General features: G+C 36.7%; 12 protein-coding genes and 2 tRNA genes. 11 read left to right on the top strand and 3 right to left on the bottom strand.

From position 1 onward, the window contains the following. The first annotated feature begins 392 nt into the window (after nucleotides 1–392). Nucleotides 393–2,210, top strand: coding sequence for a hypothetical protein (locus tag ACKI30_RS04305; protein ID WP_407410186.1), 1,818 nt, complete (start codon nucleotides 393–395; stop codon nucleotides 2,208–2,210). Here the strand turns inward: ACKI30_RS04305 and ACKI30_RS04300 are convergent. Beyond that, nucleotides 2,205–3,419, bottom strand: coding sequence for an MnmC family methyltransferase (locus ACKI30_RS04300; RefSeq protein WP_407410184.1), 1,215 nt, complete (start codon nucleotides 3,417–3,419; stop codon nucleotides 2,205–2,207). The two genes, ACKI30_RS04305 and ACKI30_RS04300, sit on opposite strands and share 6 nt — an antisense overlap. A gap of 264 nt (nucleotides 3,420–3,683) precedes the next feature. Here ACKI30_RS04300 and tgtA point away from each other — a divergent pair, with 264 nt between their 5' ends. From tgtA to ACKI30_RS04250, 10 genes are all read left to right on the top strand, one after another. After that, nucleotides 3,684–5,663, top strand: coding sequence for a tRNA guanosine(15) transglycosylase TgtA (gene tgtA / locus ACKI30_RS04295; RefSeq protein WP_407410182.1), 1,980 nt, complete (start codon nucleotides 3,684–3,686; stop codon nucleotides 5,661–5,663). Between the two features lie 4 nt (nucleotides 5,664–5,667). Next, nucleotides 5,668–6,336 carry a class I SAM-dependent methyltransferase gene (locus ACKI30_RS04290; RefSeq protein ID WP_407410181.1) on the top strand — a complete coding sequence of 223 codons (669 nt, stop codon included), beginning with the start codon at nucleotides 5,668–5,670 and terminating at the stop codon, nucleotides 6,334–6,336. 98 nt (nucleotides 6,337–6,434) lie between these two features. Next, nucleotides 6,435–6,508 (top strand) — tRNA-Gly (locus ACKI30_RS04285). 9 nt (nucleotides 6,509–6,517) lie between these two features. After that, a tRNA-Gly gene (locus ACKI30_RS04280) sits at nucleotides 6,518–6,591 on the top strand. Between the two features lie 145 nt (nucleotides 6,592–6,736). Then, nucleotides 6,737–7,774 (top strand): hydroxymethylglutaryl-CoA synthase, encoded by a 1,038-nt coding sequence (locus ACKI30_RS04275; RefSeq protein WP_292741641.1) that lies wholly within the window; start codon nucleotides 6,737–6,739, stop codon nucleotides 7,772–7,774. A gap of 12 nt (nucleotides 7,775–7,786) precedes the next feature. Then, the gene (locus ACKI30_RS04270) at nucleotides 7,787–8,944 is read left to right on the top strand and encodes a thiolase domain-containing protein (protein ID WP_292741643.1); all 1,158 of its coding nucleotides are present in this window, start codon (nucleotides 7,787–7,789) and stop codon (nucleotides 8,942–8,944) included. A gap of 24 nt (nucleotides 8,945–8,968) precedes the next feature. Further along, nucleotides 8,969–9,892 carry a DUF1848 family protein gene (locus ACKI30_RS04265; protein ID WP_407410178.1) on the top strand — a complete coding sequence of 308 codons (924 nt, stop codon included), beginning with the start codon at nucleotides 8,969–8,971 and terminating at the stop codon, nucleotides 9,890–9,892. 190 nt (nucleotides 9,893–10,082) lie between these two features. After that, nucleotides 10,083–10,502, top strand: coding sequence for a hypothetical protein (locus ACKI30_RS04260; RefSeq protein ID WP_407410176.1), 420 nt, complete (start codon nucleotides 10,083–10,085; stop codon nucleotides 10,500–10,502). 25 nt (nucleotides 10,503–10,527) lie between these two features. Beyond that, nucleotides 10,528–10,776, top strand: coding sequence for a hypothetical protein (locus ACKI30_RS04255; RefSeq protein ID WP_407410174.1), 249 nt, complete (start codon nucleotides 10,528–10,530; stop codon nucleotides 10,774–10,776). A 139-nt stretch (nucleotides 10,777–10,915) separates the two neighbouring features. Next, a complete protein-coding gene (locus tag ACKI30_RS04250; RefSeq protein ID WP_407410172.1) occupies nucleotides 10,916–11,695 on the top strand; it encodes an MBL fold metallo-hydrolase in 780 nt (259 codons plus the stop codon). Nucleotides 11,696–11,729: 34 nt separating this feature from the next. Here ACKI30_RS04250 and ACKI30_RS04245 read toward each other — a convergent pair whose 3' ends face one another. Both ACKI30_RS04245 and ACKI30_RS04240 read right to left on the bottom strand, forming a co-directional pair. After that, nucleotides 11,730–12,242 carry a nitroreductase family protein gene (locus ACKI30_RS04245; RefSeq protein WP_407410170.1) on the bottom strand — a complete coding sequence of 171 codons (513 nt, stop codon included), beginning with the start codon at nucleotides 12,240–12,242 and terminating at the stop codon, nucleotides 11,730–11,732. Nucleotides 12,243–12,316: 74 nt separating this feature from the next. After that, nucleotides 12,317–12,946, bottom strand: coding sequence for a nitroreductase family protein (locus tag ACKI30_RS04240; RefSeq protein ID WP_407410168.1), 630 nt, complete (start codon nucleotides 12,944–12,946; stop codon nucleotides 12,317–12,319). Between the last annotated feature and the right edge of the window lie 196 nt (nucleotides 12,947–13,142).

Raw genomic sequence — 13,142 nt, 5'->3', positions numbered from 1 at the left:
TTTAAATTTAAAATAGCTATTTTTTCTGTGTTTTCAGCCCTGAATTATGATTTATTTCTTTTATTTCATTGAATTGTTTTTAAATGTCTCATGCAAAGTTAAATCAATATTCATAACTTATTAAAACTATTTGTAAGTATTAGTAATTTCAAAGATTCTTATTTCACTTATATTTTGTCTTTTGTTAATAATTTCAATATTTTAAATCTATTTAAACTATTTTTAACCTTTTTATTGTTTATTTTTTATAAATTGGACTTATTTGTGCTTTTTTTAAAAATCAAAAGCTTTTTATAGAAAAAGTGAAATAAAAATTATTACGAACAAATGTTAAATGGGGTTAACGTATGTTTAATAAAAAAATTAAGTTATTTTTAATAACTCTAGTTTTCATGTTGTCAATTTCTGCGGTTGCAGCAGTTGATGCAAATTCAACCGATGACATGATTGCTGGGGATATTGATGAAGAACCTCCTTCGGGTAATGCAAGTGTGTTATCTGTAAGTGAGGAAACGGTTGCTGCTGAATCAAATGCAAATTATACTATCAGCAGTGTTGATGCAGATTCATATTACAGCGGATCAAAGTATAGCGTTGTCATATCACAGGATGACAAGCATGTAAAGAATGTATCTGTAACCATAAAAGTAAATGGTGTTAGTTATGATTTAAACACCAATAGCAAAGGTAAGGTTTCAGTTCCGTTGAATTTAGATTCCGGAACCTATGTTGTTTCCACTAAAGTTGGAGATGTTTCCAATAGTGAGAAAATTCAAGTCCTGCCTGTTATTAAAGCTAAAGATTTAACTAAAACTTATTCAAATACCAAAAAGTATGTAGCTTGCTTTTACAATAGTGACGGTACTCCTTTAAAGAAAAAGAATGTCAAGTTCACTTTAAATGGAAAGACCTACACTAAAAAGACAAATGCAAACGGATACGCAAGTTTGGACATTGATTTGAAAGTTGGAACTTACACAATATATGCGATTCATCCTAAAGGATATAAGATATCCAACAAGATTGTTATTAAAACATCTGTTGTTGCAAGTGATGTATCCAAGCATTATCTGAGTTCCAAAGTGTTCAAAGCTACATTTTACGGCAAGAACGGTAAAGTCCTGGCAAAGAAATATGTCACATTTAAAGCTCACGGAAACACCTTTAAAGTTAAAACCAATTCAAAAGGTGTAGCTAAGCTTACTATTATTTCAAAACCGACTTCCTTTAAGATGTATTCCATAAATCCATCTACTGGTGAGAAGAAAACCAATACAGTTAAAATCCTGCACACCATGTCTGCAAGCAAAATGACTGTATTTTCAGACAAGACCTCCAAATTCAAGGTAAAACTTTACAAGGATGATGAACTTGTCAAAAACGCTAAGGTTTATGTTTACATCAAAGGAGTTAAGAAAACTGCAAAAACCGATGCAAACGGTGTTGCCAGTGTAAGCTACAAGTTGGCAAAAGGAACTTACACATTCAAGTCCTCTGATCCGTACACCGGAGACAGTATCAGTACTAAAATTACAGTTTTAGCACCTACAATCAAGGCATACAATGTTGTGGATGCTGCAAATGTTACTTCAAAATACACCGCAACACTTCTTGATAAAGACGGTAATATTGTAAAAAATAAGAATATTGAAGTCACATTCAACGGGCAAACTACTGTCCTTAAGACAAATTCATATGGTGCTGCAAGTTTCAACTACAATCTTGACGTTGGAACCTACAAGGTCATTTTGAAAGATCCAAGCAACGGATACTCCACTACAAAAACTATTGAAATTATCAAATCCAACATTGGAATATCATATAATCAATATGGAGTTTCTGAAGACGGATATTCTCTCTTGGCTATAGGTAGAGCTTCAGCATCTGGTGAACTCAGCAAATACGGTTACACATTCTATGTGACTGAGTTTGACAGAACCTGTCCGTACTGCGGAAGCCATGAACTTTACTGGAGCATATTCTTTGCAGGTTCAGAAACCGCTAACTGGGGAACATTCCCTGCAACCGGTAACGGTGAAGGCAGTAGCGCTGAAGGTATCATTGTCTGTGCACACTGTGACAGTGACTGGTCAGTATTCGGACACAATCACGGAGGATCCGGTGGAGACCTGACTGTCATAACACCGACCCAATCATGTACTAAAGCGGATGCTTATACTTTAAAAAGCGGAAAATATGTAGCTTCATAATTTTCCCATTTTAACTTTTTTTAATCTTTTTTTCATATCTAAAATTCTATTTCTTGAGTTATTCTCAGAGTCCTGTTTTTCACTGTAGTTATTTTCGCACTCGACGATATAATAAGCCTCTTCAGAAGTGGTGGATGGTATATTCATTTTTGCAAGATTTCTCTCAACACGCCTTTTGAGCTTTTCATCATCCATTTCGCATGCTAAAAATATAGGTGTTTTTACTGCAGATGAAATTTTGGTGTTGTGTCTTGCATTGTGGCGCTCTTCAGTTCTTCTTTCAAGAATGACATCGCTGTTGTCGTTTAAGTTAGGGTCTCTAAACGGTATTCCGACATCGGACAGTGCTATTCTTATCTCATCGTTTTTCGGAAGTGAAGTGTCAAGCATTGCAGGATTTGGGCTTGCAAGGGTTCCGCCCTGTTTTCTTCCGAATATCGGGCCAAGGCCAATGTAGAAGTCGGCTTCAATGAATGCCTCCCTTACAGGCGCTGATGAGGTGTAGGTTGCAACGATGCCGTCATCCTTGATAACACGCCTGAACTCCCTGAAAAATTCAAGCGAAAACAATTCCGGGGCCATGTTCTGGCTGAAAGGGTCTAGAAATATTGCATCATAGGTGTCATCCTCAAGCTTTTGGACGGTCTGTCTTGCATCCTCAATGTATACATTGATGTCAATGTTTTCCGGAATTTCAGCATCTTCCACGCTTAATGCGGCATAGCCCTGATTGATGAGTTCATCTTCAATGGCCTTTCGGGTAATGTCATGAGCCTCAATCGGTGATGGTACTAAAAGGCCACATGCAAGTGTAGCTTTTGATATTTCAACCATATCCACTGTCAATGAGGAATCTTTGCTGTTTTCAATGAAATCAGCTATTGCGGCGGATGTATTGTATCCTATTCCCGCACATATGTCCAGAATTGCAATGTCCTCGTCATAATTGAACTTCATCGGCTTGATAAATTTCTCAAATGACTCACTTATTGCACCGGTAGATGTATGTAGTGTTTCAACTTTATGATTTATTTCTTTTGAATTGATAGAATAGGATCCATCGTCTGTTAAAACAAAATAATCATTGTAAGTATCAAAAAAATTAACCCTTCCTTCAATATTTCGACTACTTTTTTCTTGACTAAAACATTCATTGACTAGGTCAAAAACATCGTCGCTAATTACCCTTGCATTATTTTCGTAACTCATTTTATCTAACATTAATTTTAGTTGTTTATTGTTTTTATATTTTAGAGAGGTTTTTGAATATCTCCAATTATTTTAATGCAATTTGTTATGGCAATGCTATTTTTTCAAAGTCGTCTTATTTTTAATTCCTTAAATGAGCAAAATTTATATAATTTCTCGCTTAATGTTTATTTAGATATTCTAATTTATTTTAGAGATGATTTTTTTTGAACTTGATTGAATTTTACAATTGAGTTCTCCTATTAAACGATTAAGGTTATATGAATGTTTGAAATTAAAGCTAAAGATAATATGGGTCGTGTAGGTGTTTTAAAAACTAAACACGGTGATGTTAAAACCCCTGCATTAATGCCGGTTATCCATCCGAGAAAACAGGCAATCGATGTCGGCAAGTATGGCGCAGACATCGTAATCACCAATGCATATCTGATTTACAAGGATGAGGACTTAAAGGCCGAAGCCATCGAAAAGGGATTGCATGAGCTGATTCACTTTGACGGTCCGATAATGACTGATTCAGGATCTTTCCAGCTGTCAGTTTACGGGGACGTTGAAATTACCAACAAGGAAGTAATCGAATTTCAGGAACAAATCAAGACAGACATCGGAACCAGTCTTGACATTCCGACAGCTCCTTTTGTTGACAGGGAAAAGGCGGAAGCCGATTTGGAAATCACCCTTGAGCGTGCACGTGAAGCGGTCTCATATAAAAAGGAACAGAATATGGAAATGCTTTTGAATTCAGTGGTTCAGGGATCAACATTTCTTGACTTGAGACGGGAATGTGCAAAGGAGCTTTCAAAGCTTGACGCCGACTTGTATCCTATAGGTGCGGTGGTTCCCCTTATGGAGTCATATCACTACAAGGACCTTGTTGATGTGGTAATGAACTCAATGAAGGAGCTTTCAGATACCGTTCCCCGCCACCTGATGGGAGCGGGACACCCTATGATATTTGCGCTCTGCGTTGCAATGGGATGTGACCTTTTCGACTCAGCAGCATACATACTATACGCTGAAGACGACAGGCTATTGTCAACAAGAGGAACATACAAGCTTGAAAACCTTCAGGAAATGCCATGCTCATGTGAAGTGTGTACCAAATACGCTCCGGATGACCTAAGGGCAATGCCTAAGGAGAAAAGAAGGGATTTGATTGCTCAGCATAACCTGCATGTTTCATTTGCAGAGTTGAGATTAATCAGACAGGCAATTTACGATGGAAATTTAATGGAACTTGTTGAGGAAAGATGCAGAGCACACCCTGCACTTTTAGAAGCTGTAAGGCATCTCGGAAACTACTCCTCTGATTTGGAAAAATACGATCCGAGAAGCAAAAAGTCAGCATTTTTCTACACAGGCCCCGAATCCCTCTGCAGGCCGGAAGTGCTGAGGCACATGCAAAAGCTCAGGCAAATGCCTAAAAAACGTGATTTGGTGATATTGCCTTCCTCAAGAAAACCGTATTCCAAGTTCGTATCAGGCAAGCTGGGTGAATTCTATGTATACGGCGCCCAACAGGAACTTGACCTTGAAAATACTGATTTCATGGTATTGGACATTCCGTTCGGATTAATTCCATTGGAAATTGATGAGGTCTATCCGCTAAGTCAGAGCGATGCGCCTAAAACCCGTGACGTTGACAGCATTGAGTTTGCAGAGGACTTCATTTCAGAATTCGTTGAATATTATGACCAGGTGCTTATTCACTCAAGAGTCGTCAGGGACCTTGAACTTGGCTTGTTCGAAAAGCATGAATCATCAGATGAAATAAGATACAAAAAGGATGATGTCAAAAAAATCAAGGCCATTGCAGATTACCAGTTCGGTGTCGGAGCCGGTGATGCTCTCTTTACCGGAAACATCAACATTGAAAAGAGTAAAAAGACAGGCAAAATCAGGCATATCTATGACGGCAAGGTGCTCCTGGTTAACATGAGGGCATCAGACTCATACTTAATCTTATCAAAAGAGGGTGCAAAAAGGCTTCACAATGCAATGCCTTATCCTCAAAATAGGGTTGTTGTCAATGAGGACTCAGTGCCGTTTGCACTGGACGGAAAAAGCGTATTCTGTAAGTTTGTCGTGGACTGTGATGAAAACATAAGGGTAAAGGATGAAGTTTTAATTGTAGATGAAGAGGATAAACTGCTTGCTTACGGTAAGGCTCTTTTAGGTGCCTGTGAAATTGAGCAGTTTGAAACAGGACAAGCTATTAAAACACGTAAGGGAATGAAGAAGTGATACTATGAGTGATAAGGATAAGGTAAATACAGGTCATCACATTGAAGATAAGGAACTGATTAAGAATGCAAGAAAGCCTGTCGGCGAGCTTGGCCATCAGATACTTGACAGGATGAACAGATCCCACGAGAGCATGGCGCAGTGGGGAGTAAGTCATTTTGAAGTTCAAGACGACAGCAAGATTCTTGATATCGGCTGTGGCGGCGGAAGAAACATCGAGAGATTTGCAGCACAGATTTCAGAAAACGGAAGGGTTGTTGGAATCGATTACTCAGAAGTCAGCGTTGAAAAATCCATTGACCTTAATAAGAATGCGATTGAAAAGGGAATAGTCAATGTATTGCAGGGATCAGTTTCAGACATGCCGTTTTATGATGAGACTTTCGATATCGTAACCGGTTTTGAGACAATCTATTTCTGGCCTGATTTCATCAATGATTTAAAGGAAGTCAACAGGGTTCTTAAAAAGGACGGTCTTGTATTTTTCTGCAATGAGGCGGTATACCGCGAAGGCGAAATGGAAAAATATGATGATCTTGTTGAACTTCTTGACATGAAAATATATTCTGAAGAAGTTTTGAAGGAATCTCTGGAAAAGACAGGTTTTAAAGACTTCAAGGCTTATATTAATGATGAAAACGATTGGATTTGTGTGACTGCACGCAAAATTTAATACTTTTCATTTTTTTAAAATTATTCTACTAAATTTGACAAATAATGCAAAACTTTATATATTATTAAAACATAAGTTTATTTGTTGTTAGTTTTTATGCGGTGTTAGTCCAGCCTGGTTAAGACTCTAGCCTGCCACGTTAGCGACCCGGGTTCAAATCCCGAACGCCGCACTTTTTATTGCAGTTGTGGTATAGTCTGGTTATTACTTGGGCCTTCCAAGCCTACAACCCGGGTTCGAATCCCGGCAACTGCATCTTAGTTTTCAATCTTTTTTTAAAATTCTTTTTTTGTTTAAAAATAGCCTATTTTTTAGTTAATTTTATATAATAATAAAAATATAATATTTATAATTAAATTAAATTTTAATGTCTTTTAAGATTATTATTTAAGGTGATTTAATGGTAGGAATAGTAGGATATGGTGCTCACGTACCATCTTATAGAATTAAAGTAGAAGAAATAGCAAAGGTATGGGGAGATGACCCTGTAGCTTTATCAAATGGATTGGTAGTTAATGAAAAATCCGTCCCTTCTGCTGATGAAGACACTGCTACTATTGCAGTAACTGCTGCTAGATATGCACTAGCAAGAGCTCAAATTGATCCAAGTAAAATCGGTGCTGTTTATGTAGGTTCCGAATCTCATCCTTACGCAGTAAAACCGACAGCTTCCATTGTAGCTGAAGCTGTTTGCGCAACTCCAAAATTGACTGCAGCGGATTTGGAATTCGCTTGTAAGGCAGGAACCGCAGGTATTCAAATGTCAATGGGACTTGTTGAATCAGGCATGGTTGAATATGCATTGGCTATCGGTGCAGACACATCACAAGGTGCACCTGGAGATGCTTTGGAATACACTGCATCCGCCGGAGGAGCAGCTTATGTCATTGGTAAGGAAAATACCATAGCTGATATTAATCACACATGCAGTTTCACAACAGACACTCCTGATTTCTACAGAAGGGAAGGTCAAGACTATCCGTCCCACGGTGGTCGTTTCACAGGAGAACCTGCTTACTTCAAGCATGTTTTAAGCACTGCAAAAATGCTTTTTGAAGAAACTGATTCTAAACCTGAAGATTATGATTACGCTTGTTTCCATCAACCTAACGGTAAATTCTACCTCAGAGCAGGTAAAAAGTTAGGATTCACATCAGAACAAATCAAACAAGGACTCTTAACTCCAAATATCGGTAACACCTATTCCGGTGCAGTTCCTTTAGCATTATCCAATATTTTGGATGTTGCAGAACCTGGAGATAACATCTTTGTCATTTCATACGGATCCGGTGCTGGAAGTGATGGATTCACAATAACTGTAAAAGATGAAATTGTTGAAAGAAGAGAATTAGCTCCAAAAACTCAAGAAATTATTGACGATAAAACATACGTCGATTATGCTGTTTATGCTAAATTCAAAGGCAAAATTAAAATGTAAGGGGGCTTGAATATGAGAGATGTCGCTATTATCGGAGTTTCACAAACTAAATTTGGTGAATTATGGGATTCATCATTCAGAGACTTAATCGCTGAAGCTGGTGTAAAAGCTATTAACGATGCTGAAATTGACGGTGCTGCTATTGAAGCAATGTTTGTAGGAAACATGTCCTCAGGTCTGTTTGTAGAGCAGGAACACATTGCTGCACTTATTTCCGACCACATGGGTCTTAACCCTGTTCCAACCACAAGAGTTGAAGCTGCTTGTGCATCAGGAGGTCTTGCATTAAGACAGGGAATAATGGCAGTTGCATCAGGTTTCCATGATGTTGTAATCTCTGCAGGTGTAGAAAAAATGACAGATGTCGTTGACGCTACCCCGGCTATTGCTACAGCATCAGACAAGGAATGGGAAGCACAGCAAGGAGCAACTTTCCCATCATTATATGCAATGATTGCAAAAAGACACATGTACGAATACGGTACCACCCGTGAACAACTGGCTCAGTTTTCAGTTGTAAACCACAAGAACGCATCCAAAAACCCAAATGCACAGTTCCCATTTGAAGTAACTGTGGATAAGGTATTGAACTCAACCATGGTTGCAGATCCGCTTACACTTCTTGACTGCTCTCCTGTAAGTGACGGAGCAGCGGCAGTTGTATTGGTACCTGCTGAAGATGCTAAAAAATACACTGATACTCCAATTTATGTAAAAGCTTCTGCACAGGCTTCTGGAACATTAACATTACACGACAGAAAAGATATCACTACCATTGAATCTACAAAAGTCGCTTCCAGAAAAGCTTACGAAATGGCAGGGGTAACCGTAAAAGATATTGACGTAACTGAAGTGCACGACTGTTTCTCCATCAACGGACTTTTAGCAGTAGAAGACTTAGGATTTGCCGAAAAAGGTAAAGGTGGAATAGCTATTGAAGAAGGACAAACTGAAGTAGATGGTGACTTCCCAATCAACACTTCCGGTGGTCTTAAGGCACGTGGACACCCATTAGGTGCTACAGGTATTGCTCAGGCTGCTGAAATCGTATGGCAACTCAGAGGAGAAGCTGGCGGACGTCAAGTGGACGGTGCAGAAATCGGTATGACCCACAACATCGGTGGTACCGGAGGTACTGCAGCTGTACACATTTTCGGAAGAGATTTATAAATCTCTTTTACCTTTTCTTTTTTTATGATTCTCAATACAGGTTCAAGAACTGATATTCCCGCTTTTTTTCACAAATGGTTTTTGAACAGGGTTGATGAAGGTTTTGTTTTAAGTAAAAATCCCTATAATAATGATATTTACAGTTATCCTATTAATCCAAAAGTCGTTGACTGCATGTGCTTCTGTTCCAAAAATCCAAAGCCTCTTGCAAAACATTTGGATGAGCTCACAGATTATAAGCAGTATTGGTTTTTAACAATAAATCCTTATGGAAGGGATGTTGAGGTTAATGTCCCGAATTATAGAAATGTAATCAAAACATTTAAGAAAATTTCACAAAATGTTGGAACAAATGCCATAGCCTGGAGATATGATCCTATTTTTATAACAGAAAAATATGACTTGGAGTTTCACATTGACAAGTTTGAAGAAATTGCATCAGATTTGGCAGGATATACTCATGACTGCACAATAAGCTTCATTGATTTATATAAAAAGGTCATAAGGAATTTTCCTGAAGCCGATGAAGTAACTGTTGAAGAGCAATTGATTATAGGTGAGAATTTTTCAAGAATTGCCCGTGAAAATGATATTTTAATCAGAACATGTCTTGAGGGAACACTTCTTGATCAGTTTGGCTGTGACTCATCAGGATGCATGACTCAGCAGGTGATTGAAAAAGCTATAGGAAATAATTTGAAATTGCCTAAAGGAAAATATCAGAACCGTGAATGCAACTGTATATTCGGAAGGGATATTGGAGCATACAACACCTGCATGCATGGGTGCAAGTACTGTTACGCAAACAGCAACATGAACTTGGTAAAAAGGAATCAAAAGTTGCATAATCCTGACTCACCATTGCTGATTGGTGATGTTAGTGAGAGTGATGTTGTAAAACAAATCGATGAAGGAAGTTTCATTGATGTGCAACAGAAATTATTTTAATTTAAATTATCGTGCAGGAATTCTTTTTTCTTCAATGAGATGAACTTTAATATTTGTATATGAAAATTAGGACATCATAGACCAATATATATATATAATTTGGGATTATCAACAGTTTTATATAACACTTCTTTTAATATAATTATTAAAGACTTTAGAAACTTAAGTCTTTAGGTGATATTATGTCGAATTGAAAGATATTGCTGAAGAGAACAATGTGAATTTAGAAGAAAGTATAGTTTTTGTAAGAGGTGAAGATGATATTTTAGCTGTTGATGCATCTCGTGCAGGAATTCAACAAAGAACTGACGGAACAATGTCTATTAAATTTTCACTGCTTCCAAAAGATGCATTGAAGCTAGAAGAATACTTTAACAGATTCGGATCCGGCGAAAAATTCTTCTATGACATTTCACATACAGGATTCAGGCCTGCAAATTACAGGGGTTTGTCTCCTATGACCAAGGAAATTAGCCGTGAGGAAGAGGCATTATTCAATATCTCAGTATACGGTGAAAAATCGATTGAAGAAGCAGAAGATTCATATTTCGCACCTACATGTGAAGGATGTCAATTCTGTATGGTGGGATTCGACATGTTGAATCTATAATTAAAGACTTTAAAGAGGTAATAACATGGCACAATTAGACGAAAAAACAGAAAAACATATTTTATCAATAGTTGAGAAATATCAAAAGGAAGAAAACAAAAACTTGAATTATCAAATATTGGATGATGAAATCATATTCTTTTCTCCAATTTCAAACGGTAATGATATTACTGTAGAGGACTTGAATATCATAGCACATATTCTTGAAGGGTCATTTAAAGGAATGGAACTTGTAAATCAGGAATACAGATTCAAATTCGAATATGGATTATAATCCAATAAGTTTTTTTAGAAGTTTTTAAGAATATATTATTTTAAAACTTTTTTTTAATTTTTTTCCAATTTGTGGGTTGTAAATTGTTTTAAATAATTATCTTCCAGAATAATGAAAAATTATAATTTAGGAGATTGAAATGCAAATCAAAGCTGTAAAAACCATTGCAGGAGGTTTCATGACTCAACCTTTTGCATTCGGTGGAGAAGAAGGAATGGATGTATTCGATTCATCAATCAAATATCGTGCAAGTATTCAGAACTATCTCATTGACACTGGTGACGATGTAATTCTTGTCGATACTGGATTTTCATCAAGTTATCAGGATCCAGAAAGGGATGATGACGGAATAGCTTACAATGGTGTTACAATTTCAACTTACCTTGATGCTGTTAATGAATTGGGCTATGATGTTGAAGATATCACTAAAATAATCTTAACACACAAACATGATGACCACTCCGGTCAGATTGGGCTCTTTCCAAATGCCAAAATATATGTTTCAAAAACAGATGCTGATGCATTGGATTTAAAAGGGGATAATGTAGTTCCTATAGAATTCAATGATACTCCTTATAAAAACTTCCCAAAGTCTGAAAAAATTGTTGATAATGTATATTTAATCGAAGCAATCGGACATACCATGGGTAACAGTATTGTGATAGTTGAAAAGGACGACCTGTATTATATGATTCATGGAGACATCACATATACTGATGAGGCGTTATATGAAAATAAGCTATCTATAGTATTTGAAGACATTGAAGAGTCCCGTTTAACTTTGGACAGGGTAATTGAATTCGTCAAAAATAATCCTACAGTGTATCTGTCAACACACACTCCATATGGTCCGGAAAATCTTGAAAACAAATCAGTAATCGATTTGGAAAATCCTCCTGAAAGTATTTATTTTGAATAAATACTTTTCTATTTTTTTTAATTTAATGAACTTGTTATAAATAAGTCACCATATCCTCGATTGATATGTTGTTGTAGTGTAATTGTATGGGTTTTGAGTTTTGTGAAGGATATCCAATTGGGAGCAATGCAACTGAAACTAAATTTTCAGGCAGATTGAAAATCCTTTCCAGTATTCTGCTGTCGTATCCTCTTACCCAAACGGAACCTATTCCCAGGTCATATGCTTCAAGCATCATATGAGTAAGAGCGATTGTCGCATCAACAATGCCTGAATCATGTCCATCAATCGCCTTTCCTGAAACATTTCTGTCATAACACATCATCAGAACAATTGGGGCATTATAGCAAAACGGTGTGAAAAATCTAAGTTTTTCAAGAGATTCTTCACTTTTAATCACAAAAACACGTTGTGGCTGACGATTAGCTGCAGTTGGCGCAACTTGTCCTGCCTTTAAAATCTTTTCTAGCTTTTCATCTTCAATTGGTTTATTGGAGTATTGTCTTACTGAATATCTTTCGCATGCTAGCTTTAAAAAGTCATTCATTAATTCACCTTTAAAAAATTGGGGTGATGGTACATTAATTGATTTAATTCACATTAATTATATTTTTTTAATGTTTAGTCATTATAGATTTTTAAGATGTCTTCAACTTCAAGTCTTGGACTTCTGTATTTGTTAATTATATTTTCAGATGCATAACCTAATGCGATTCCTACAATGATGCTTTCATCGTCATCTATATCCATATTTTCCCTTAAAACATCCGGATATTTGACCAGTTCGTATGCAGGCACAGAATTGATCCCTTTTTCGGTGGCTGCCAGCATCAGACTCATTGAAAATGTACCTAAATCATATACTGACCACATTGGAGCGGTTTTAGGTACTGTCAAATATGCTATTGCTGGAGCATTGAAAAGCAGGTGTGGTAATCTGGAGAGATCTTCAGGTCCGCCTATGAATTCTGTAATTGCATTTGCATTGGTCATTATGTTGTTCAATCCTCTTTCACCGAAGTCTTCACTGTGACCCACAGGCAAATCAGAGTTTCCTCTTATTTCGTCATTGTTTTTTTCAATCCATGTTTCACGTATTTTTTCAAGTGTTTCGCCGCATGCAATGTGGACGTTCCAAGGTTGTGTGTTGGCCCATGAGGGGGTTAATCTTGCAATGTCAACGATTCCTTTCAGGTCTTCTTCAGAAATTTGTTCGTCGGTATAATCTCTTGCAGAAAATCTTTTTTTCATTAATGGGTGTCCGCCAAAATTAATTTTTTGATTTTTACGTCAAAAAATTTTTGACTTATTTTTTCTTATTTTTGACATATTCATTTTAATTTTACTTCAATTTAAATATATTGACATTAACAATTGTATAATTTAATTACAACAATGTTTGATTTGTTAAATCAAATTTTAACTGATTTTTTAATAGTTAAGTTTA

It is taken from the genome of Methanobrevibacter sp. (assembly GCF_045539575.1).
GTDB lineage: Archaea > Methanobacteriota > Methanobacteria > Methanobacteriales > Methanobacteriaceae > Methanocatella.
Note: the sequence above shows the minus strand (reverse complement) of the source record. Positions and strands in the feature narration are given on the sequence as shown.